The following is a 22972-nucleotide window of genomic DNA, read 5'->3' on the forward strand; positions in this document are numbered from 1 at the left end:
TCGGCCTCGTCGCGCGGGGCCCTCCGGCCAGGTGGGGGACACGGCCGTTCCTCGCCTCCCTTTACGCTCGACCCATGAGCCTGCGCCTGAGCACCGTGATCCTGCCCCACCTCCGCTGGCACCAGGGCGGGCGTTCCGCATGGCAGCGTGCGGAGCAGCTCGGCTTCCACACCGCGTTCACCTACGACCACCTGTCATGGCGGTCCTTCCGCGACGGCCCCTGGTTCGGCGCCGTGCCGACGCTGACGGCCGCGGCCGCCGTGACCGAGCGCCTGCGCCTCGGGACCCTGGTGACCTCGCCGAACTTCCGGCATCCCGTGACCCTCGCCAAGGAACTGATCTCCCTCGACGACATCTCCGGGGGCCGGATCACCCTGGGCATCGGCGCGGGAGGCACCGGATTCGACGCCACCGCGCTCGGCCAGGTCCCCTGGACCCCGCGCCAGCGCGCCGACCGGTTCGGTGAGTTCGTCCCCCTGCTCGACCGGCTGCTCACCGAGGACTCCGTCTCGTACACCGGTGAGCACTACTCCGCGCACGAGGCGCGCAACATCCCGGGCTGCGTCCAGCGCCCCCGGCTGCCGTTCGCGGTGGCCGCGACGGGACCGCGCGGTCTGCGGCTCGCCGCGCGCCACGGTCAGGCATGGGTGACCACCGGCGACCCGGCGCTGTACGAGACCGGTACCCCCGAGCAGTCCGTGGAAGCCCTGCGCGCCCAGACCGAGAAGCTGGCGGACGCCTGCACCGCGGTCGGCCGTTCCGTGACGGAGCTCGACAAGATCCTGCTCACCGGCTTCACCCCGGACCGCGGCCGTCCGCTGGAGTCCCTCGGCGCATTCGTCGACTTCGCCGGCCGGCACAAGGAACTCGGCTTCACCGACATCGTGATCCACTGGCCGATCCCCGACTCCGACTTCGCGGCGGACGAGAAGGTCTTCGAGCAGATCGCCCTGGAGGCCCCGGCACAGCTGCGCTGATCATGACGGGGTGTGACGCGGCTGGTGAGCAGCGTCACCACTCAACTGTGCGGACTCTCGCACGCCCGTGCGGGCATATGCGCGAGAATGAGGCCCGTGACCTCAGCGACCCGCGAGCCCGAGACCCCGTCCTCCACCGTTCCGCCCCGGCTGATCGCGACAGACCTCGACGGCACTCTGCTGCGCGACGACAAGTCGCTCTCCCCCCGCACGGTCGCCGCGCTGGCCGCCGCCGAGGACGCCGGCATCGAGGTGTTCTTCGTCACGGGCCGCCCGGCCCGCTGGATGGATGTCGTCAGTGAACATGTCCACGGCCACGGACTGGCGATCTGCGGCAACGGCGCCGCCGTGGTCGACCTCCATGGCGGCGCGGGCGCCCACCGCTTCGTCAAGGTCCGGGCGCTGGCCCGGGAGAACGCGGTCGACGCCGTTCACCTGCTGCGGGACGCCGCACCCGGGACGGTGTACGCCGTGGAGCAGACCTATGGCTTCCACCAGGAGCCGGCGTACCCGGAGCTCCACATGGAAATTCCGGATCTGCGCGCGCCCGCCGAGGAACTGCTCGCCCCCGACGGCCCGGGCGCCAAGGAACCGGTGCTCAAGATCCTCGCCTTCCACCCGGAGCTGGACCCGGACGCCTTTCTCGGCCTGGCCCGCCTCGCCGTGGGTGACCGGGCGACCATCACCCGCTCCAGCCCCAGCGCGCTGCTGGAGATCAGCGGCCCCGGCGTCTCCAAGGCGAGCACGCTCGCGCTGTGCTGCGCCGAGCGCGGCATCTCCCATGAGGAGGTCATCGCCTTCGGTGACATGCCGAACGACGTGGAGATGCTCACCTGGGCAGGTCGCTCGTACGCCATGGGCAACGCCCACCCCGCTGCGATCGCCGCCGCGTCGGGCCGGACGGTCGCCAACAACGAGGACGGCGTGGCCGTGGTGATCGAACGGGTCCTCGCGCAACGCTGGTGAGAGGTTCTAGGGACCGGCGAACGTCACAGCCGCCGGTCCCTCGGTACCCGGCCGTTCTCCCAGCAGATCCCCCCGGGCCTCCCGTTCCGCCATCTCCCGCAACGGCCCCTCCACGGCCACCAGTTCCGTGTACGCACCCCGCTGGACCACCCGGCCCCCGGCGAGGACGATCACCTCGTCGACCGCCTCCAGACCGGCCAGCCGATGGGTGATCAGCAAGGTCGTACGGCCCCGCGTCGCGGCCAGCAGGTCCTTGGTGAGCGCGTCCGCGGTCGGCAGATCGAGGTGTTCCGCCGGCTCGTCGAGCACAAGGACCGGGAAGTCCGCGAGCAGGGCACGGGCCAGCGCGAGCCGCTGCCGCTGTCCGCCGGACAGCCGGGCTCCGTGTTCGCCGATCAGCGTGTCGAGACCGTCGGGCAGTTGCTCGGCCCATGCCAGGAGCCGCGCCCGGGCGAGCGCGTCGCGCAGCTCTCCCTCGCCGGCATCCTTCCGGGCGAGCAGCAGATTCTCCCGTACCGAGCTGTCGAAGAGATGGGCGTCCTGGGCGCACAGCCCGACCAGGCGTCGTACGTCGTCGCCGTCGAGCGCCCGGGCGTCGGTGCCCCCCAGCGTGTAGGAGCCGGTGCCCGCGTCCAGGAACCGCAGCAGCACCTGCGCGAGTGTCGTCTTGCCCGCCCCCGAAGGACCGACCACGGCGATCCTTCGGCCCTGTTCGAGGGTGAGATCCACCCCCGCCAGGGCATCCCGCCGCTGCCCGTCGTAGCGGGCCGTCAGGCCCTCCAGCACGAGCGGGAAGGGCGACGACGGTGCCTGCGCCGGCCGTTCCGGCTCATGTACGGGCTCGGGGGCGTCCAGCACCTCGTACACCCGCTCCGCGCTTCTGCGCACCCGCTGCCGGTGTTGCACGGCGAGCGGCAGCCCCAGCACCGCCTCGAACGCGGCCAGCGGGGTGAGAACCACCACGGCCATGGCCACGCCGGCGAGGCGTCCATCGACGACGGCCTGCGCGCCCACGGCGGCCGCCGCCGTGACCGTCAGCCCGGTGACCAGCGCGGTGAGTCCGTCGCCCAGCGCGGTGGCGGTGGCGGCACGGGAGGCGATACGGGTGAGGACGCCATCGGCTTCCCGCGCCTCGGCGGTCCGCGCGGGCAGCGCACCCGCGACCGTCAGCTCGGCCGTTCCGGTGAGCAGGTCGGTCACCCGGGTCGCCAGCACGCCCCGGGCCGGCGCCAGCCTCCGCTCCGCGTGACGTGCCACGGCACCGGTCACCAACGGCACCCCCACACCGGCCGCCAGCAGCCCGACGGCCAGGACGACACCGGCCTCGGGCAGCAGCCACGCGGTGAAGCCGGCGGAGGCGAGGGACACGACGAGTGCGGCTCCCGCAGGCCCCAGCCAGCGCAGCCAGTAGTCCTGCAGCGCGTCCACATCGGTCACCAGGCGCGAGAGCAGATCACCGCGCCGGGTCGTCCGCAGCCCCGCCGGCGCCAGCCGCTCCAGACGGCGGTAGACGGCGACGCGGGTGTCGGCCAGCATCCGCAGCACGGCGTCGTGCGACACCAGCCTTTCGGCGTACCGGAACACGGCCCGTCCGATCCCGAAGGTCCGCGTGGCCGTCACGGCGACCATCAGATACAGCACGGGAGGCTGCTCGGAAGCCCGTGAGATCAGCCATCCGGAGGTCGCCATCAGGCCGACGGCGCTCCCGAGCGCAAGGCTGCCGAACAGCAGCGCGAGGGCGAGGCGTCCGCGCCGTGCTCCCGCCATGGCCCGGACCCGGGTGAGCACCCCACCGCTCCCGGCCGGGGCGGGAACATCCGTCTCCTCGCCCGGAACCGGCGTCGCACCCTCCGGGCCCGGCGCCTCCGGTACCTCATGGCGGGGCCGGGGCACATCTCCGGCCCGCGTATGTCCGTCCGTCGTGCCGTACTCCTCCGAGTCGAGCCGTACGACCCGGTCCGCCAGCCCGAGCAGGGCCGGCCGGTGCACGACCAGCAGCACCGTGCGCCCGACGGCCAACCGCCGTACCGCCTCCACGACCTCCGCCTCGGTCGCCCCGTCCAGGGAGGCCGTCGGCTCGTCCAGCAGCAGCACCGGCCGGTCGGCGAGGAACGCCCGTGCCAGAGCGAGCCGTTGCCGCTGCCCGGCGGACAGCCCTGCACCGTCCTCGCCCAGCACCGTGTCGGCCCCGACAGGCAACGCGTCCACGAACTCCAGCGCCCCGGCGTCGGCCAGCGCCCTGCGCACCGCCATGTCATCCGCGTCCGGCCGGGCCAGCCGTACATTCTCGGCGACGGTGCCCGCACACAGATGCGGCCGCTGCGGCACCCAGGCGACCCGTGAGCGCCACTCCGCCAGATCGGCCGAGGCGAGATCGACTTCTCCGATCCGCACCCGCCCCTCGGTGGGAGAGACAAACCCGAGCAGCAGGTTCAACAGGGTCGACTTGCCGGCGCCGCTCGGTCCGACGAGGGCGACCGTCTCACCCGGCTCGACGGTCAGCGACACCTTGGACACCGCGTCGGAGGACCGCCCCGGGTACCGGACGCTCACTCCCTCGAAGACGATCTCCCTGTTCGGAACACGCCGTGTACCCGACGCCGGCAGAGGCGTCTCCAGCACCGCGAAGATCTCCTCGGCCGCGGAAAGCCCCTCGGCCGCCGCGTGATACTGCGCGCCCACCTGCCGCAGCGGTAGATACGCCTCCGGGGCCAGCACCAGGACGACCAGCCCGACGGAGAGGTCCATCTCGCCCTGGACAAGCCGCATACCGATGGTCACCGCGACCAGCGCGACCGAGATCGTGGCCAGCAGCTCCAGGGCGAAGGACGACAGAAACGCGATCCGCAGCGTCCGCATGGTCGCCCGCCGGTACTCACCGGTGATCCGTTTGATGGACTCGGCCTGCGCCTTGGCCCGGCCGAACACCTTGAGCGTCGGCAGCCCCGCGACCACATCGAGGAAGTGTCCGGACAGCCGTGACAGCAAGCGCCACTGACGGTCCATCTGGGACTGGGTCGCCCAGCCGATCAGAATCATGAAGAGCGGGATCAGGGGCAATGTACCGACGATGATCGCCGCCGACACCCAGTCCTCGGTGACGATCCGCGCCAGCACCGCCACCGGGACCACCACCGCGAGCCCCAGTTGCGGCAGATACCGGGAGAAGTAGTCGTCCAGCGCATCGACTCCGCGTGTGGCCAGGGCGACCAGCGAACCGGTCCGCTGCTCTCCCAGCCAACCGGGACCGAGGGCACCCGCCCGCTCAAGCAGCCGTCCCCGCAGCTCGGATTTCACCGCCGCGCTCGCCCGGTGGGCGGCAAGCTCGGTGAGCCATGAAACCAGCGCCCGGCCGACCGCCACGGCCACCAGAAGCAACAGGGGAGCGCGGAGTTGGGCCACCGCCAGGTGGTGCTGGAAGGCGCCGACCACCACCTCGGCGATCAGCATCGCCTGGGCGACCACCAATGCCGCTCCGATGGCACCCAGCCCGACGACCACCACCAGGAAGAGGCGGGTGGCACGAGCGTGGCGGAGCAGTCGCGGATCAATCGGTTTCACGTGAAACATGCCCTTCCGGTCGGGTGAGGGGGTGTTTCACGTGAAACACCCCCTCACCACCAGGCTCAGTGCACAGCTCCGGCGGGGGCGTCGGCGATGTGCTGGGTACCGATGCGCTTGCGGAACACCCAGTAGGTCCAGCCCTGGTAGAGCAGGATGATCGGCGTGGCGATCCCTGCGCACCAGGTCATGATCGTGAGGGTGTAGTGGCTCGACGAGGCGTTGCTCACCGTCAGGTTCCAGTCCGCGTTGAGCGTGGACGGCATGACGTTCGGGAAGAGCGTCAGGAAGAGCATCGCGACCGCCGCCACCACGGTGACGCCGGAGAAGGCGAAGGACCATCCCTCACGCCCGACCTGGTTCGCCACCAGTGCCGCGACCAGGGCGACCACCGCAACGATCATCGCCGCCAGGCTCGTGCCGTCGCCCCGGTCGAGTTGCGTCCAGGTGAGGAAGGCCAGCGCCAGCACCGCGGTCAGCAGTCCGACCCGCAGAGCCAGCTTCCGGGCCCGCTCCCGGATGTCCCCGACGGTCTTGAGCGCCGTGAACACCGCTCCATGGAAGGTGAACAGGGTCAGCGTCACCAGACCGCCGAGGAGCGCGAACGGGTTGAGCAGATCCCAGACATTGCCCACGTACTCGAGGTGCTGGTCGATCTTCACGCCCCGCACGATGTTGCCGAAGGCCACGCCCCACCCGAACGCCGGGATCAGCGAGGTCCAGAACAACGCGGTCTCCCAGTTGCGCTGCCACTTCTCCTCCGGCCGCTTGGCCCGGTACTCGAAGGCGACGCCGCGCACGATCAGGCAGACGAGGATGAGCAGCAGCGGCAGATAGAAGCCGGAGAAGAGCGTGGCGTACCACTCGGGGAACGCGGCGAAGGTCGCGCCACCGGCGGTGAGCAGCCAGACCTCGTTGCCGTCCCAGACGGGGCCGATCGTATTGATCAGCACCCGCCGCTCCGGCCGGTCACGAGCGAGCAGTTTGGTCAGGATGCCGACTCCGAAGTCGAAGCCCTCCAGGAAGAAGTAGCCGATCCAGAGAACCGCGATGAGGACGAACCAGACGTCGTGAAGTTGCATGATGTGTGCGCTCCCTCGGCCTAGTACGAGAAGGCCATCGGCTTGTCGGCGTCCTGGGAGTCGCCGCCGATCCTGGTGGGCGGGTTGAGATCGGCCTCGGTGAGCTCAGGAGGCCCGGCCTTGACGTACTTCACGAGCAACCTCACCTCGATGACCGCGAGGATCGCGTAGAGCAGAGTGAACACGGTCATCGAGGCGATGACCTCGCCCTGGAAGACACCGGGGGAGACCGCGTCACGGGTGCGCAGCACGCCGTAGACGACCCAGGGCTGACGGCCCATCTCGGTGAAGATCCATCCCCAGGAGTTGGCGATGAGCGGGAAGGCCAGGGTCCAGATCGCGATGCGCCAGTACCAGGCGGTGAGCGTGGGGCCCAGCGGCTTGTTCTTGAAGAGGACCAGATGCGGTACCTCGTCCTCACCCACCCGCAGATGCTGCGGCAGCATGAACTTCTTGCGGGTGAGCCAGAGACCGGCCAGTCCGATGGCGAAGGACGCCATTCCGAAGCCGATCATCCAGCGGAAGCCCCAGAAGGTGACGGGGATGATGGGCCGGTAGTCGCCGGGCCCGAACTTCTGCTGCTCGGCCTTGTTGGTGTCGTTGATACCGGGGACATAGGAGTCGAAGGTGTCGTCGGCGAGGAACGACAGCAGTCCGGGGACGGACAACTCGACGCTGTTGTGGCCCTTGCTCACGTCCCCATAGGCGAAGATCGAGAACGGTGCGGAGTTCTGGCCGTCCCAGAGGGCCTCGGCAGCGGCCATCTTCATCGGCTGTTGCTTGAACATGACCTTGCCCAGGGTGTCGCCGCTGACCGCGGTGAGCAGACCGCCGATGACGACGGTGACCAGACCGAGCCGCAGCGAGGTCTTCATCACGGCGATGTGCTTCCTGCGGAGCAGGTGGTAGCAGGCTATGCCGACCATGAACGCACCGCCCGTCAGGAAGGCGGCCGACAGGGTGTGGAAGACCTGGGCAAGCGTGGTGTTCTGCGTCAGGACCTGCCAGAAGTCGGTCAGCTCGGCGCGCCCCTTGGCCTTGTTGATCCGGTAGCCGACGGGGTGCTGCATCCAGGAGTTGGCCGCGAGGATGAAGTACGCCGACAGGATCGTGCCGATGGAGACCATCCAGATGCAGGCGAGATGGAGCTTCTTCGGCAGCTTGTCCCAGCCGAAGATCCACAGCCCGATGAAGGTGGACTCGAAGAAGAAGGCGATGAGGGCTTCGAACGCGAGCGGGGCACCGAAGATGTCGCCGACGAAGCGGGAGTAGTCGGACCAGTTCATGCCGAACTGGAACTCCTGGACGATGCCGGTGACGACACCCATCGCGATGTTGATCAGAAAAAGCTTGCCCCAGAACTTTGTGGCCCGGAGGTACTTCTCCTTGCCCGTTCGCACCCAGGCCGTCTGCAGGCCGGCCGTCAGCGCGGCGAGCGAGATCGTCAGCGGGACGAACAGAAAGTGGTAGACGGTGGTGATCCCGAACTGCCATCGCGCCAGCGTCTCCGGTGCCAAGGCTATGTCCACGTCGTTACTCCTTACGTCGCCGTGGTCACAAGCGGCGTTTGCCCCGATTGGTTCTGCGCATCGCGGGACCAACAGGACAGTTTGTGAACGCGTTCACATTCACAAGCAATTATGACGCATAGGGGTTCGAGTGTGGATGGGCGGGGGGTCCTTACCCGAATGGGCGGAAAGTCCCTGGACGGGACCATCGGCCCGATCCGGGCCCCGAACCACGCCCACGGCATCCGGGCGCGCAGCCGTGTGCCCTCGCCGCCGAGGGGCACACGGGGAACTCCGCGGGAGGCGGCGCTCCAGCAGCGGGCGTCCGCCCCGGGGCGCTCATGCCGCCCGGCGCGGCGGCGCCTCTCCTTACGGAAGTCCTCAGCTCTCCTTGCGGAAGTCGTCCGACACCTTCAGGAAGATGTCGTTCGCCTCGGCCTCGCCGACCGTCACGCGCACCCCCTCGCCCGCGAAGGGACGCACGACCACGCCGGCCTGCTCGCAGGCGGCCGCGAAGTCCGTCGTACGCTCCCCCAGCCGCAGCCACACGAAGTTGGCCTGGGTCTCGGGCACCGTCCAGCCCTGAGCCCGCAGCGCCTCGACCACCCGCAGCCGCTCGCACACCAGCGAACCGACCCGCCCGATCAGCTCGTCCTCGGCGCGCAGCGAGGCGATCGCCGCCTCCTGAGCCAGCTGGCTGACGCCGAAGGGCACCGCCGTCTTGCGCAGCGCCGCCGCCACCGGCTCATGGGCGATCGCAAAGCCGACCCGCAGCCCCGCGAGACCGTACGCCTTGGAGAAGGTGCGCAGCACACACACATTGGGGCGCTCGCGGTAGAGCTCGACGCCGTCCGGCACCTCGGTGTCGCGGATGAACTCCCGGTACGCCTCGTCGAGCACCACCAGCACATCGCCCGGCACCCGGTCGAGGAAGCGCTCCAGCTCGGCCCGGCGCACCACCGTGCCGGTCGGGTTGTTGGGATTGCAGACGAAGATCAGCCGGGTGCGATCGGTGATCGCGTCCGCCATCGCGTCCAGGTCGTGCACATCGCCCGGGGTCAGCGGCACCTGCACCGCCGTCGCCCCGCTGATCCGGGTGATGATCGGGTACGCCTCGAAGGAACGCCAGGCGTAGATCACCTCGTCGCCCGGACCGCTCGTGGCCTGGAGCAGCTGCTGGGCGACCCCGACCGAGCCGGTACCGGTCGCCAGATGGGACGCGGGGACCCCGAAGCGCTCCGACAGCTCGTTCATCAGCCCCGTGCAGGCCATGTCCGGGTAGCGGTTGAAGGACGAGGCCGCCGCGGTCACGCTCTCCATCACGCCGGGCAGCGGCGGATAAGGATTCTCGTTCGAGGACAGTTTGTAGGCCACCGGTCCGCCGGCCGCGGCCGGCTTGCCGGGCTTGTAGGTGGGAATACCCTCCAGCTCGGCACGCAGCCTCGGGCTCGTCTCGCTCACCGCAGTCCTCCTCGCGCACACCACCGGCCCACGACGGCCACCGGCTTCCAATGCTTCTCACCTTATGAGGATTCGGCGCCGCTGCGAATGGGCTGTGGACATCCACCTCCGACTCGTTGCCTCACCAGGGCAGCCGCGGCGCGGCGGCGGAGGAATCCCGCTGCATCACCGCACACCGGCACAGAAACGGGGGCGCATGCCTCCTCGCGGCACGCGCCGGTGGCTCGCGCCGTGGCGCGCATCCCTCGTGAAGGTGAGTTGAGACCTCTTCGAAATCTGGCCGCCTCGGCAGGCTCATGCGTGTCGAGGCGACACGTACTAACGTGGGACCGTGCAAGTACCTTGTCTTCCAAGCGACTTGAACGTTTTTGACCTTGCAGAAACGTGCCTGTCAACGAGTGCATATGCGTCCGCACTACCCCACCGCTTGAGCCCTACTATCGGCTCGCGATGACAGCAGCAGGGAAGCACCAGGTGAGCCGGGCGGAAACCTCCCGCCAAGGAAACCGACCGGGCCGGGCCGGCATCAGAGACGTCGCCGCCGCGGCGGGGGTCTCCATCACGACCGTCTCCGACGCCCTCAACGGCAAGGGCCGGCTGCCGGACGCCACCCGACGCCATGTCCGCGAGGTTGCCGACCGGCTGGGGTACCGGCCTTCGGCCGCGGCCCGCACCCTTCGTACGGGCAAGTCGGGCCTGATCGGCCTGACCGTGACGACGTACGGGGATGAACCTTTCACCTTCACCGAGTTCGCGTACTTCGCGGAGATGGCCAGAGCCGCCACCTCGGCCGCGCTCGCCCGGGGCTACGCCCTGGTCATCCTGCCCGCGACCTCGCGCCACGACGTGTGGTCGAACGTCGCCCTGGACGGCACGGTGGTCATCGACCCCTCCGACCAGGACCCGGTGGTCAGTGAGCTGGTCCGCCAGGGCTTACCGGTCGTCTCCGACGGCCGCCCGGCGGGCTCCCTGCCGGTCACCGCCTGGGTCGACAACGATCACGAGGCGGCCGTCCTGGGCATCCTCGATCATCTGGCCGCGGCGGGCGCCCGCCGCATCGGGCTGCTGACCGGCACCACCACGGACACCTATACGCATCTGTCCACCACCGCATACCTGAACTGGTGCGAGCGCGTCGGACAGGACCCGGTCTACGAGGCCTACCCGGCCCATGACCCGTGCGCGGGCGCCGTCGCCGCCGACCGGCTGCTGGCCCGCCCCGACCGCCCCGACGCCGTCTACGGGCTCTTCGACCCCAACGGCACGGACCTGCTGGCCGCCGCCCGCCGTTACGGACTGCGCGTCCCCGAGGACCTGCTGCTGGTGTGCTGCAGCGAGTCCTCCGTGTACTCCCACACCGAGCCGCCCGTCACGACCCTCTCCCTGAAGCCGCGCCGCATCGGCACGGCGGTGGTCCAGTTGCTCATCGACGCCATCGAGGGAATCCGGTCGGATCGGCCGGTCGAGCAGGTGATACCGACGGAGCTGATCGTCCGCACGTCCTCCCAGCGGCGTCCGCCGCGTACGACGGTCAGCCCGCCCCGGTCGCCCGAGCGGGACTGAGGTCCTTCGTTCGAATCACGCCGGAGGCCTTTCGTTCGGATCGTGCCGGATCGGTCACACGGCGCGGCGCGGCACCGAACCCCGCGAGCCCGGCGCGCTCCGGACGAGAGGCCCCAGTGCCCCGCCAGGGCACCGGTGGTGTCGAGGTCACCCGCGGACGGTCGGGCCGCCGACCGGGAAAGCACCGCCCATTCAGGGCGAAAGCCGCGGTGAATCGGGGCCCTTCCTCGATTCACCACCCCTGGGTCATCACATGGCGCGATCCGCATTCCTATGATGGGCGGACGACACCGCGGGCCCGTGCGACCAGGCAGTCCGATGCGGTGCAGATGCGGCGCGATGGTGGAGGGGTCGATGACTCAGGGGGCCGGTCAGGGACCCGAGGTGGGGCGGACGGCGACGTTGCGCGACTTCCGGGTGCCCGCATACGTCCATGAGACCGGGCCCCATCCACAGAGTGCTCTCCCCGGCGAGGCCGACCGGCCCGTCGCGGCGCCCACGAGGTACCGCCCCGAGTACTCCGACGCCTACACGCCCACCGAGCGGGACATCCCGGTCATCCACCGCGGCGGCACGCCCCCGGTGACCGGCCCCGCGTCCGCGGCCGTCCCGCAGCCCGCCGACAGGCCCGGGCCGCTGTTCGTCGTCGGGGACGTCCATGGTTATCTCGACCAACTCATGGCGGCGCTCCGGGAGAAGGGCCTCGTCGACGCCGCGGGTCACTGGTCCGCGGGTACGGCACGGCTGTGGTTCCTGGGCGACTTCACGGACCGCGGCCCGGACGGCATCGGCGTCATCGACCTGGTGATGCGGCTGTCCGCGGAGGCCGCCGCGGCCGGCGGCTACTGCAAGGCGCTGATGGGCAACCATGAACTGCTGCTGCTCGGCGCCAAGCGGTTCGGTGACACCCCCGTCCACTCCGGCGCGGGCACCGCCACCTTCCAGGCGGCCTGGCTGCTCAACGGCGGGCAGAAGACGGACATGGAGCGCCTCCAGGACCACCATCTTCAGTGGATGGCCCGGCTGGACGCGATGGAGGAGGTCGACGGACACCTTCTGGTCCACTCGGACACCACCGCCTACCTCGACTACGGCGACTCCATCGAAGCGGTCAACGACACCATCCGCGAGGCGCTCATGCGCAACGATGTGTACGAGGTGTGGGATCTGTTCCGGAAGTTCACCAAGCGCTTCGCCTTCCGCGACGAGGGCGGCGCCGACGCCGTGAGGTCCCTGCTGGCCATGTACGGCGGCAGGCGCATCGTCCATGGCCACAGCCCGATTCCCTATCTGCTGGGCGAAGTCGGCTCGGAGGACGGCGAGCACGGAGCCGGTCCGGTGGTCGAGGGTCCTCATGTCTATGCGGACGGACTGGCGATCGCGATGGACGGCGGAGTGACCATGGCCGGAAAGCTGCTGGTCCAGCAACTCCCCTTGGCAAGGTAGACGTTCACCCGACCCGCTCACCGGGCAGATGGTTCTCGGGCGCGCACCCGCCGATGGTGGTGAAGGATGCGGGCGAATTTCCTGAAACCCCCTGTCACCGTGTGCGGTCACCGCTCTACCATCGGCTTATCCGTAGCAGGCTCCCCTCCGTTTCTGCCCGACGGCTCGTCAGCATGCCGAGTCCCAAGCCCTACGGAGCATCGGGGGATGCACATGAACAGCGTTCCGCAGCACCTGCTGAGCGAGGACCGCCAGGATTACGAGCGGATCCTCGATGAGGCGCTGCGCTCCGCGCCACACCGCCCGGACCTGGCCGCTGTAGGACAGCGGCTCAATACCGAACAACTGCGCACGATGGCGCTGGGCGCCACCGCCCGGATCACCTCGGCGGCGGCCATCGAATACCACCACTACACCAAGGTCCGCGAGGAGCTGCGCCAGCCGTCGCCGACCGCCTCCTCCGGCCGGGAGAGCGCCGAGGGCTCGCCGGAACCGGACACGGAGGGCCAAGGACTCGCCGCCTCGGTGGGAGAGGCCGCCGCCGGCGCCGGAGCCGGCGCCGTCGTCACGGTGCTCGCCCCGTTTCTCGCGGGTGCCGCGGCGGTGATATTCCTGCTCGTCGGCTACATCCTCAAAATGGTCAAACCGGACCAGGCCTTCGCCAAGACCCTCCTGACCACCGGGTGGGTCTTCGGTGCGGTGACCGCGGCGGCGATCCTGGGGGCCGCGGTCGGGCTGCTGCTCACCGCCCTGCGCAACAGCTCTTCCGACCAGGAGGAGAACGACCAGGGCGAGCTGACCGTGATGGTGGCCCGGGCCCGGGAGGCCTGGCACGAGGCCCTGTTGGAGCGCGGCATCCTGCCGTTCCTCCGCGAGGCGCTCGCCGACCCCGCGACAGCCGCGGTGAGCCGGAAGACACCGGAGAAGACACCCAGTCGTATCCCGAATCTCGGATACGACAGTCCCGGGTTCACCAGCCCCGAGAGCGGCTCCGCCCCGGGCCCGCGTCCGGACTTCAGCAGCCCGGACTTCAGCAGCCCCGATTTCTCCAGCCCGGACTTCGGGGGGCCGGAACACCAGCCGGAGTGACAAGCGGCAGTGCCGGGCAGCGGCCGGCGGGCCGGTCGCACAGCGCCATGCTCCGGGCCATGGGCGGGGCGCTGTCCCGGGCCGGTCTCTCCGGCACGCCGGGACAGCGCCTGTGCGGGGTGAGCGTCAGTCGGCGAGCGGGAGGTAGACCCGGTTGCCGTGGGCCGCGAACTCCCTGGACTTGGCCCTCATGCCCTCGAGGGCCGCCTCGTCGTACTCCGGTTCGGCCGCACCGTCGCCGTACTTCTCGTTGATGCTCCGACTGATCTTCATCGAGCAGAACTTCGGCCCGCACATCGAGCAGAAGTGGGCCGTCTTGGCCGGCTCCGCCGGAAGCGTCTCATCGTGGAAGGCACGGGCCGTCTCCGGATCGAGTGCCAGATTGAACTGGTCCTCCCAGCGGAACTCGAAGCGCGCGTCGGAAAGCGCGTCATCCCACTCCTGGGCGCCCGGGTGCCCCTTGGCGAGGTCGGCCGCATGCGCGGCGATCTTGTAGGTGATGACGCCCGTCTTGACGTCGTCACGGTTGGGCAGACCCAGGTGCTCCTTGGGGGTCACATAGCAGAGCATCGCCGTGCCCCACCAAGCGATCATCGCGGCACCGATACCGGAGGTGATGTGGTCGTAGGCGGGCGCGATGTCCGTCGTCAGGGGCCCGAGCGTATAGAACGGAGCCTCGTCGCAGATCTCCTGCTGCAGATCGATGTTCTCCTTGATCTTGTGCATCGGGACATGCCCGGGACCCTCGATCATGGTCTGCACATCGAAGCTCCGCGCGATCCGGTTGAGCTCCCCGAGCGTGCGCAGCTCCGCGAACTGCGCCGCGTCATTGGCGTCCGCGATCGAGCCCGGCCGCAGTCCGTCACCCAGTGAGTAGGTGATGTCGTACGCCGCGAGGATCTCGCACAGTTCCTCGAAGTTCTCGTAGAGGAACGACTCCTTGTGGTGCGCGAGGCACCAGGCCGCCATGATCGAACCGCCCCGCGACACGATGCCTGTCTTACGGTTCGCGGTCAGCGGCACATGGGGCAGACGCACGCCGGCATGCACCGTCATATAGTCCACGCCCTGCTCGGCCTGCTCGATGACCGTGTCCTTGTAGATCTCCCAGGTCAGCTCCTCGGCCTTCCCCTCGACCTTCTCCAGGGCCTGATAGAGGGGCACCGTGCCGATCGGAACGGGGGAGTTGCGCAGCACCCACTCACGCGTGGTGTGGATGTTGCGGCCGGTGGACAGATCCATCACCGTGTCGGCGCCCCAACGGGTCGCCCAGGTCATCTTCTCGACCTCCTCCTCGATGGAGGACGTCACCGCGGAGTTGCCGATGTTGGCATTGACCTTCACCAGGAACCGTTTGCCGATGATCATCGGCTCGGTCTCCGGGTGGTTGACGTTGGCCGGAAGAACCGCACGTCCGGCCGCGATCTCCTCACGCACGACCTCGGGCGAGACCTGCTCCCGGATCGCCACGAACTCCATCTCGGGCGTGATCTCGCCCCGTCGCGCATGGGCGAGCTGAGTGACCGCCCGTCCCTCACGACCGCGGCGCGGCTGGCGCGGCCGTCCCGGAAACACCGCGTCGAGATTGCGCAGTCCGCCCCTCGGCGAGGTGTGCTTGATTCCGTCGTCCTCGGGACGGACGGGACGGCCGGTGTACTCCTCCGTGTCCCCACGGGCAATGATCCAGGTCTCCCGCAGCGGAGCCAGTCCTCTGCGGACATCCGTCTCGGCGGCCGGATCGGTGTACGGGCCGGAGGTGTCGTACAGGGCGACCGACTGCCCGTCGGTGAGATGCACCTGGCGGACCGGCACCCGCAGATCGGGGCGTGAGCCCTCGATATACGCCTTGTGCCAGCCGATGGACTTCCCGGCCTCCTGGGACTGTTCACCCTGATCGGAGGCAGGCGTGCGTGCGTCCTTGTTGGTCATGAGACCTACTCCCTACGCCGGCATTACCCGGTAACAGGTTCAGCGGTCGACGCAGCGGTGTCCGCCCGGCGATGTTCCACGTGAAACATCGCGTCTGCGGAGGTCAGCGCCCTCTCAGCCCGGTGCTCCGAGCTCCCGCGTGTGCAAAGGTGTCCTTACGCTAGCGTCCCATTAAGCGGGATGAACAGTAGGCCTCGCGCCTTCTTGCAATGATCGGTCGGTGACCACATCGCAGCATCCTCCCCCGCACCCGCCCTCCGAGCCGCCTCACCGCCGTGGCCCCGGCGGAAGAAACAACCCTGATCCCCAAGGCGTCCACGACTTCACCGAAGGATCCTGGGACAGCCATGGGGGCAGCCACGGGCACGTTCCCGGTGGTGGGAACGGCCACTCCCACGCGCACAGTCATGGCCCCGCGGCTCCCGTCTCCCGTCATCTGCGCAGGGTCATCGCCGCGATCCTCATCCCGTTCGCCGCGGCGGTCGTGGTGGGCCTCATGGTGCTGTGGCCCGGCGGTGTGCCGTCACATGAGCGGAGCGGTGTCGGCTTCGACCGACAGTCCCAGCAGGCTACGGTCACCGATGTCGCGGCGGTCGACTGTGCGTCGGTGAACGCCTCGGGAGGGGCTTCGGCGGGCGGCGCCTCCACCGCCGAGGGCTCTTCACCGTCACAGGCATCGGGCGGCACCTGCAAGAAGGCCACGGTCCGCGTCGACACCGGCAAGGACAAGGGCCGTACGTTCACGGAGATCGTCCAGCCGGACCAGACACGGCAGCTACACCAGGGCGACAAGGTCGTGGTGTCGTACGAACCCTCCGCGCCCAAGGATCTGCAGTACTCGGTCACCGATGTGAACCGCGGCTTCCCCATGGCCCTGCTCGCCGGTATCTTCGCCGTCGCCGTGGTGGTCGTAGGCCGGATGCGCGGTGTCATGGCGCTGGTCGCCCTGGCGGTGAGTTTCCTGCTGCTGAACCTGTTCGTCCTGCCGGCGATCCTGCAGGGCTCGAATCCGCTGCTGGTGGCCGTGGTCGGTTCCAGTGCCATCATGCTGATCGCCCTCTATATGTGCCATGGGCTCTCGGCCCGTACCTCCGTGGCCGTCCTCGGCACGCTCATCTCACTGTCGCTGATCGGCGCGCTGGGCACGCTCTTCATCGGCTGGGCCGCACTGACCGGCAACACGGACGACAGCACCGGGCTGATCCACGGTCTCTACCCGCATATCGACATGAGCGGTCTGCTGCTGGCCGGCGTCATCATCGGCTCGCTCGGTGTCCTCGACGACGTGACGGTGACACAGACCTCCGCGGTCTGGGAGCTCCATGAGGCCAACCCCTCGATGAGCTGGCGCGATCTGTACCGCGCGGGTATCCGCATCGGCCGTGACCACATCGCGTCCGTCGTCAATACGCTGGTTCTGGCGTACGCGGGCGCCGCCCTGCCTCTGCTGCTGCTCTTCTCCATCGCACAGAGCAGCGTGGCCACGGTCGCCAACAGCGAACTGGTCGCCGAGGAGATCGTGCGCACCCTTGTGGGTTCGATCGGCCTGGTCGCCTCGGTCCCGGTCACCACGGCCCTGGCCGCCCTCGTGGTCTCGGCCGACCGGCGGGAGACCGGCACCGCCCCTGTCGAGGTACCGGCCCGCGGAGGACGGGGCCGCCGCCGCAGGCGCTGAGACGCCGTGTGAGGAACCGTTACAGCAGGAACCGTCACGACGCCGCAGCCGGTTCAACCGGTGCTCTGTTCCTCCGCCAGGATCCGGTCCAGTGCCTCGTCCAGATGTGCGTCGAAGTCGGCGAGGGAGCCCTCCTGCCCGAGCGGCACCAGCTTGTCCGTGCGATCGAGGAACGCCACCAGCGGCACCGCGCCCGAACGGAACAGGGCACGGTCGGCACCCACCTGAAGCCGGATCAGCACCTCACCGAAGGTGTCCGGTTCGGCGGGAGCGATATGCACATCGCCGTCGCCGCACGGCCGGCCCACGCCGTCGACCAGCAACTCGCGTCCGAACGCCCAGGTGACGGGTGCGTCGCCGGGCAAATGGAAGGTCAGCCGCACGGCATAGGGATCACTGGTCTCGTAGCACAGCTCCACCGGAATGCGGAACGAGAGCTCCTCCGAGACGAGAAAACTCATCATGACCTCTGCCTGCACCGACTCGCGCATCGCCTACCCCGTCAGTAGCCGTCGACTGGCCAGGAATGATCCCCCTGACACCTGCTGGAAGTTTGCTGAACGTGCGGAGCAGATCACAAGGAGTGAGTTTTCAGATGCTGATAGAGAGGGCGAGTGTCCCTGACCGGCTTCCGATCTCCGCCTGCAACCGACGTGCCGCCGGAAGCAGCCGGCCGCACTGATGGGACGGCATGGAGATCGCCACCGAGGCGGCCGCCCTCCCCCCGGCGGCGGTCAGGGGGAACGCGGCACAGACCGTCCCGAGTGCGTACTCCTGGTGTTCCACGACCGGTTCCTGCCACCCCAGACGGTCCAGTCGCCGCAGGAAGGTGCGCTCGTCGCGCACCGTGTAAGGGGTGATCGACTGCACCGGGTGGCGGTCGAGATGGTCCCGACGGGCCTCCTCGTCCAACTGGGACAGCAGGCACTGGCCGATCGCATGGGCATGCCCGGTCTCACGGAAGTCGGCCCATTCCTCGGCCGCGGGGTTCGCCGGGCTGTCGGCAACACCGAGGAGCTCGATCTCACCCTTGCGATACACCGCGTAGTAAACAGGAGCACCGATCGAATCACGCCATTGTGCTAGCGCGTCGTCCATCATGCTGCGACGTTTCTGCTGGGCCGCACTGCCGCTCAGCCGCTCGGCCGCCTCGCCCAGAAAGAACAACCCCTTCTCCCGGCGCAGATAGCCCTCGTGGGTCAGGGTGCGCAGCAGGTGATAGGCGGTGGGGAGCGCCAGGCCGACCTCGCGGGCCAGTTGTTTGGCGGGGGCCCCGTACTCCCGGTCGGCGACGGCCTCGAGCAGTCGCATCGCACGCTGCACGGATCCGATGAGTGTGGTGGGTTGCGGCGGCACGGGCGGAAGATGCGCTTCCGCCGACGAGGTACGCCGTAGCGCGGGCGGGACGGGCGGGGCAAGAGAGTGTGCGCGTGCGGTGCCGACCGTAGCCAAATGTCACTCCCGGAACGCGAGGACGACCTCCCGTGCGGGGACACGGAAGGGGATGCGCCGCGACGCGGGACCTGCCGCGCGGCGAGTTCCGGACTCTAACGGTCTCCCCCCGCCCACCGACGGCATCACCGGGAAAACTCCCTCGCCCGAGCGAACCCGGCGTTCCTGTTACCGGTTGCCGTTCCTGTGCCCGGCCGCCCGTTGCGACCCGCCGGCCACCCACCGTCCCCCGGCGTGCGCCGTCTCTTCGGCGCGCTGTGGGCGGCCGGCCGGTCGCCGTGAGCCGCGTCGGCTCACCAGTCGCGGTGTGACGAGCTCGACATGAACTTCCGCACGATGTAGATCAGTCCGCCGACCAGCGCGACGAAGAGCAGCACCTTGAACAGCAGCGCGACGACGAAGCCGATGACGGTCGCGATCATGCTGCCGAAAACGACCAGAGCGACGATCGGCACCGCGACCCACTTCACCCACCACGGCAAACCCGCGAAGATCTCTCGCATCGCCTTGTCCTTGTCTCTGCGCCCGTCGCCCCGCGTCCGGTTCGGGGGCTCTGCTTCCGGGGTCTTCTTCGTCGTGCCTTCGATGCTAGGGCCCTTCAGGGGTGGAAGGGGGCCCCGCGTCCCCCGGTCCTCCCCTGATCGCCCCCCTAGGGAACCCTGAGAGGGGCCCTCAGCTCTCGGGGGGAGAGAACACCACCAGAACCCTCAGGTCCTCGGTGATGTGGTGGAACTTGTGGACGGTGCCGGCCGGCACATACACGACACTGCCACGCGCGACCTGGGTGGTCTCCGTGCCCACGGTGATCGAGCCACGTCCGCTGACGACGAAGTACACCTCGTCCTGCCGGTGCGGCTGCTGCGGGTCGGAGTCGCCCGCATCGAGCGCGTACAGGCCGACCGACATGTTCCGCTCCCGCAGGAACTGCAGATAAGCACCGTCGTTGGCGGCGCGCTCCGCCTCCAGGTCGTCCAGCCGGAATGCCTTCATCGCAGTTGCCCGCCCTCGCTCGGTACTCGTCCGTGACCCCGTCTGCCACGATCAGACACATGAAGAATTTCGTAGTCAAGACGATCGCCAACGCGGGGGCCCTGGCCGTCGCCGTCTGGATGCTCGACAGGATCACGCTCACCGGTTCCGGCACCGGCAAGAAGGCGGCCACACTCATAGTCGTCGCACTGCTCTTCGGCCTGGTGAACTTCGTGGTCAAGCCGATCCTGAAGGTGCTGACCTTTCCCCTGTTCATCCTGACGCTCGGCCTGATCACCCTGGTCGTCAACGCCGTCATGCTGCTGCTCACCTCATGGCTGGCGGGCAGACTGGACCTGAGCTTCCATGTCGAGGGCTTCTGGACCGCCGTCCTCGGCGGCCTGATCATCTCGATCGTCTCCTGGGCGCTGCACATGGTGCTGCCCGACGACAAGGACTGAGGGAGCCGCATGACCTACCGCGTCTGTTTCGTCTGCACCGGCAACATCTGCCGCTCCCCGATGGCCGAGTCGGTCTTCCGCGCGCATGTGGAGAGGGCCGGTCTCCATGAGCTGGTCGAGGTCGACAGCGCGGGCACGGGCGACTGGCACGAGGGAGCGGGCGCCGATCCGCGTACCGTCGCGGTGCTGGAGGAACACGGCTATGACAGCGATCACATCGCGCGTCAGTTCCAGTCTTCCTGGTTCTCCCGCCTGCACCTGGTGATCGCCCTCGACTCCGGCCACCTGGAGGCCCTGCGCCGCCTCGCGCCCACCCCCGAGGAGGCCGCGAAGATCAGGCTGCTGCGCTCGTACGACCCGGCCGCCGTCGGAGGCCTCGACGTACCCGACCCCTACTACGGTGAGCTGGACGGCTTCCGGGCGTGTCTCGGGATGGTGGAAGCGGCGAGCCCCGGACTGCTGACCGCGGTACGGGAAGAGATGGCAGGACGGGCGGCATGAGCTCCGGAGACAGCGGCGCGCACGGCGCGGGAGCGGGCGAGGGCACACGTGCGGTGCGGGCGGGGCTTCCCGAGCCGGTCAAGTACGAGCCGACCCTGCCGGGCCCCGTCTTCGCCGCGCACTTCCATCTGCCCGGCGAACCGACCGGCCCGTACACCTACGGCCGGGACGACAACCCCACCTGGACCCATCTCGAACGCGCCATCGGCGAGCTGGAGGCGCCCGGCGAGGCCGGTGTGGAAACGCTCGCCTTCGCCTCCGGCATGGCCGCGATCTCGGCGGTTCTCTTCTCCCAGCTGCGCGCCGGCGACATCGTGGTGCTGCCCTCGGACGGATACCAGGTGCTGCCGCTGGTGGGCGAGCAGCTGACCGCCTTCGGCATCGAGGTGCGCACCGCACCGACCGGCGGCGACGCCCAGCTCGGCGTCCTGGACGGGGCGAAGCTGCTGTGGATCGAGACCCCCTCGAACCCGGGTCTTGACGTATGCGATGTGCGGCGGCTCGTGGCGGCGGCCCATGCGCAGGGAACCGTCGTGGCCGTCGACAACACCCTGGCGACCCCCCTGGGCCAGCGCCCCCTGGAGCTGGGCGCGGACTTCTCCGTGGCCAGCGGCACCAAGATGCTCACCGGACACGGAGACCTGCTGCTCGGGTATGTGGCCTCCCGGGACGCCGGGCTGATGGCCTCCGTACGGCGCTGGCGCAAGATCGTCGGGGCGATCCCCGGTCCGATGGAGGCCTGGCTCGCGCACCGTTCGCTGGCGACGCTCCAGCTCCGTGCCGACCGGCAGACCGCCAATGCGCTCACGGTCGCCGAGGCGCTGCGTGGCCGCCCCGAGGTGAGCGGGCTGCGGTATCCCGGCCTGCCCGACGACCCCTCGCATCCGATCGCCCTGCGGCAGATGCGGCGCTTCGGGTGCGTGGTGTCCTTCTCCCTGCCCACCCGTACGAGAGCCGACCGCTTTCTGGAGAACCTGCGCATCGTCGACGACGCGACGAGCTTCGGGGGCGTCCGGTCCACCGCCGAGCGGCGTGGACGCTGGGGCGGCGACGCGGTGCCGGAAGGTTTCATCCGCCTCTCGACGGGTGCGGAGGACCCGGAGGATCTGGTGGCCGATGTGCTGCGCGCGCTCGACGCCTCGGCGGAATGAGCGACCGCTTCCCGAGCGATGGCCATGGCCTCGGCTTCGCGGAGCCGGGTGACGGCCGACTGCCCCGGGGACCCTTTGCCCCGGGGATCCTTTCCGCGCACAGCGGGCGGTCCGAGCCTCCCCCCTCGTGGCTCGGACCGCCCCGGTTCCGCGCGCGAAGAACCGCGCGACCAAGGCTAGTTGACTCTTTGTCAGTGTCCAATCACTGTAACGACAGAGACCTATCGACTTATTTATAGTTGGGCGCCGTCGGGGTGTGCGGAGGGAGGGACACCATGGATCTGGCCCTGCTGCGCACCTTCATCACGGTGCACCGGGCCGGCTCCTTCACCCGCGCCGCAGCCCTGCTCGGCCTGTCCCAGCCGGCGGTCACCTCCCAGATCCGCGCCCTGGAGCGACAGCTGGGCCGCCCCCTCTTCCTGCGCCAGGCCCGCGGAGTGACCCCCACGACCGTCGGTGACGAACTCGCGCACAAGGCCGCGCCCCATCTCGACGCCCTGGTGGAGATCGCCGAGACCGGGCTCGACGAACACTCCTCGCTGCGCACCCTCCACCTCGCCGGACCACCGGAATTCACCGCCGAGCGCGCCCTGCCCGCCCTCACACGGCTGACCGACGGCCTGGGGCAGGGCCTCACCCTGCGCGCCTCCTTCGGGAACGCCGACGTGATCCTGGACGGGCTCGGCGCCGGGCACCACGACTTGGCCATCACCACGGCGCGGCCGCGCGGCGCCCTGCTGACGGCGACACCGCTCTGCGACGAGGAGCACATTCTGGTGGCCGCCTCGCGCTGGGCCTCCCGCGTCGGCAGCGGCAAGCTGCGCCGCAAGGGGGCGCACGCACTGAGGAATCTCCCGGTGGTCGAGGTGCACGAGTCGCTGCCCTTTGTCTCCCGCTACTGGGCCTCCGTCTTCGACTCCCGCCCGGCCGCCTCCGGCACCGTGATCGTTCCCGATCTGCGGGCGGTCCTCGCCTGCGCCGCCACGGGTGCCGGGCTCGCCGTGCTGCCCCGCTATCTCTGCGCCGCTGCACTGGAGCGGGGCGATGTGGTGGCCCTCCACAATCCGGCGGTCCCTCCGCTGCGGACCTACTTCCTCGTCGTACGGACGGGGACGCTGGCCATGCCGCACATCGCGCGGGCCCATGAGTGGCTGCTGCGAGCGGCCATGGACTGGGGGTGA

The 22972-nt window shown here is 69.4% G+C and carries 19 protein-coding genes; 10 read left to right on the forward strand and 9 right to left on the reverse strand.

Annotation, left to right across the window (positions count from 1 at the left end; all coding sequences use genetic code 11):
* Window positions 1–74: 74 nt before the first annotated feature.
* A complete protein-coding gene (locus CP978_RS17160; protein WP_043441921.1) occupies window positions 75–977 on the forward strand; it encodes an LLM class flavin-dependent oxidoreductase in 903 nt (300 codons plus the stop codon).
* 96 nt (window positions 978–1073) lie between these two features.
* Window positions 1074–1943: an HAD-IIB family hydrolase gene (locus CP978_RS17165; protein WP_043441923.1), complete on the forward strand. Its 870-nt coding sequence runs from the start codon at window positions 1074–1076 to the stop codon at window positions 1941–1943.
* A 6-nt stretch (window positions 1944–1949) separates the two neighbouring features.
* Here CP978_RS17165 and cydD read toward each other — a convergent pair whose 3' ends face one another.
* From cydD to hisC, 4 genes are all read right to left on the reverse strand, one after another.
* On the reverse strand, window positions 1950–5513 hold the full coding sequence (gene cydD / locus CP978_RS17170; RefSeq protein WP_221500922.1) for a thiol reductant ABC exporter subunit CydD: 3564 nt from the start codon (window positions 5511–5513) through the stop codon (window positions 1950–1952).
* A gap of 56 nt (window positions 5514–5569) precedes the next feature.
* Window positions 5570–6586: a cytochrome d ubiquinol oxidase subunit II gene (gene cydB, locus CP978_RS17175; RefSeq protein WP_043441925.1), complete on the reverse strand. Its 1017-nt coding sequence runs from the start codon at window positions 6584–6586 to the stop codon at window positions 5570–5572.
* A gap of 20 nt (window positions 6587–6606) precedes the next feature.
* Window positions 6607–8115: a cytochrome ubiquinol oxidase subunit I gene (locus CP978_RS17180; RefSeq protein WP_043441927.1), complete on the reverse strand. Its 1509-nt coding sequence runs from the start codon at window positions 8113–8115 to the stop codon at window positions 6607–6609.
* A gap of 360 nt (window positions 8116–8475) precedes the next feature.
* Window positions 8476–9555 (reverse strand): histidinol-phosphate transaminase, encoded by a 1080-nt coding sequence (gene hisC, locus CP978_RS17185; protein WP_043441930.1) that lies wholly within the window; start codon window positions 9553–9555, stop codon window positions 8476–8478.
* Window positions 9556–10005: 450 nt separating this feature from the next.
* Here hisC and CP978_RS17190 point away from each other — a divergent pair, with 450 nt between their 5' ends.
* The 3 genes from CP978_RS17190 (at window position 10006) to CP978_RS17200 (ending at window position 13653) form a co-directional block, all read left to right on the forward strand.
* Window positions 10006–11118 carry a LacI family DNA-binding transcriptional regulator gene (locus CP978_RS17190; protein ID WP_043441933.1) on the forward strand — a complete coding sequence of 371 codons (1113 nt, stop codon included), beginning with the start codon at window positions 10006–10008 and terminating at the stop codon, window positions 11116–11118.
* 339 nt (window positions 11119–11457) lie between these two features.
* Window positions 11458–12564, forward strand: coding sequence for a metallophosphoesterase (locus tag CP978_RS17195; RefSeq protein ID WP_242647112.1), 1107 nt, complete (start codon window positions 11458–11460; stop codon window positions 12562–12564).
* Window positions 12565–12771: 207 nt separating this feature from the next.
* Window positions 12772–13653, forward strand: a complete 882-nt coding sequence (locus tag CP978_RS17200) for a hypothetical protein (protein WP_043441938.1) — start codon at window positions 12772–12774, stop codon at window positions 13651–13653.
* 126 nt (window positions 13654–13779) lie between these two features.
* On the opposite strand, the gene thiC is transcribed toward CP978_RS17200, so the two are convergent.
* On the reverse strand, window positions 13780–15582 hold the full coding sequence (thiC, locus tag CP978_RS17205) for a phosphomethylpyrimidine synthase ThiC (protein ID WP_043441941.1): 1803 nt from the start codon (window positions 15580–15582) through the stop codon (window positions 13780–13782).
* Window positions 15583–15802: 220 nt separating this feature from the next.
* Between thiC and CP978_RS17210 the strand changes: the two genes are divergently transcribed.
* On the forward strand, window positions 15803–17257 hold the full coding sequence (locus CP978_RS17210; protein WP_043441944.1) for a YibE/F family protein: 1455 nt from the start codon (window positions 15803–15805) through the stop codon (window positions 17255–17257).
* A 53-nt stretch (window positions 17258–17310) separates the two neighbouring features.
* Here the strand turns inward: CP978_RS17210 and CP978_RS17215 are convergent, their stop codons facing one another.
* The 4 genes from CP978_RS17215 to CP978_RS17230 all read right to left on the reverse strand — a co-directional run bounded on the left by CP978_RS17215 (window position 17311) and on the right by CP978_RS17230 (window position 19699).
* Window positions 17311–17748, reverse strand: coding sequence for an SsgA family sporulation/cell division regulator (locus CP978_RS17215; RefSeq protein WP_043441947.1), 438 nt, complete (start codon window positions 17746–17748; stop codon window positions 17311–17313).
* 100 nt (window positions 17749–17848) lie between these two features.
* Window positions 17849–18709 (reverse strand): IclR family transcriptional regulator, encoded by an 861-nt coding sequence (locus CP978_RS17220; RefSeq protein WP_260421123.1) that lies wholly within the window; start codon window positions 18707–18709, stop codon window positions 17849–17851.
* A gap of 293 nt (window positions 18710–19002) precedes the next feature.
* Window positions 19003–19212, reverse strand: coding sequence for a DUF5326 family protein (locus CP978_RS17225; RefSeq protein WP_043441950.1), 210 nt, complete (start codon window positions 19210–19212; stop codon window positions 19003–19005).
* 169 nt (window positions 19213–19381) lie between these two features.
* Window positions 19382–19699: a cupin domain-containing protein gene (locus CP978_RS17230; RefSeq protein WP_043441952.1), complete on the reverse strand. Its 318-nt coding sequence runs from the start codon at window positions 19697–19699 to the stop codon at window positions 19382–19384.
* Between the two features lie 59 nt (window positions 19700–19758).
* Here CP978_RS17230 and CP978_RS17235 point away from each other — a divergent pair, with 59 nt between their 5' ends.
* The 4 genes from CP978_RS17235 (at window position 19759) to CP978_RS17250 (ending at window position 22972) form a co-directional block, all read left to right on the forward strand.
* The gene (locus CP978_RS17235; RefSeq protein WP_043441954.1) at window positions 19759–20139 is read left to right on the forward strand and encodes a phage holin family protein; all 381 of its coding nucleotides are present in this window, start codon (window positions 19759–19761) and stop codon (window positions 20137–20139) included.
* 9 nt (window positions 20140–20148) lie between these two features.
* Window positions 20149–20640: a low molecular weight protein-tyrosine-phosphatase gene (locus CP978_RS17240; RefSeq protein ID WP_043441956.1), complete on the forward strand. Its 492-nt coding sequence runs from the start codon at window positions 20149–20151 to the stop codon at window positions 20638–20640.
* Complete coding sequence (locus tag CP978_RS17245) at window positions 20637–21791, forward strand: cystathionine gamma-lyase (protein WP_043441958.1); 1155 nt, start codon at window positions 20637–20639, stop codon at window positions 21789–21791. The genes CP978_RS17240 and CP978_RS17245 overlap by 4 nt, the downstream gene beginning before the upstream one ends.
* A 275-nt stretch (window positions 21792–22066) precedes the next feature.
* Window positions 22067–22972 carry a LysR family transcriptional regulator gene (locus CP978_RS17250; RefSeq protein ID WP_043441962.1) on the forward strand — a complete coding sequence of 302 codons (906 nt, stop codon included), beginning with the start codon at window positions 22067–22069 and terminating at the stop codon, window positions 22970–22972.

The sequence above is a fragment of the Streptomyces nodosus genome (assembly GCF_008704995.1).
In the GTDB taxonomy this organism is placed as follows: Bacteria; Actinomycetota; Actinomycetes; order Streptomycetales; family Streptomycetaceae; genus Streptomyces; species Streptomyces nodosus.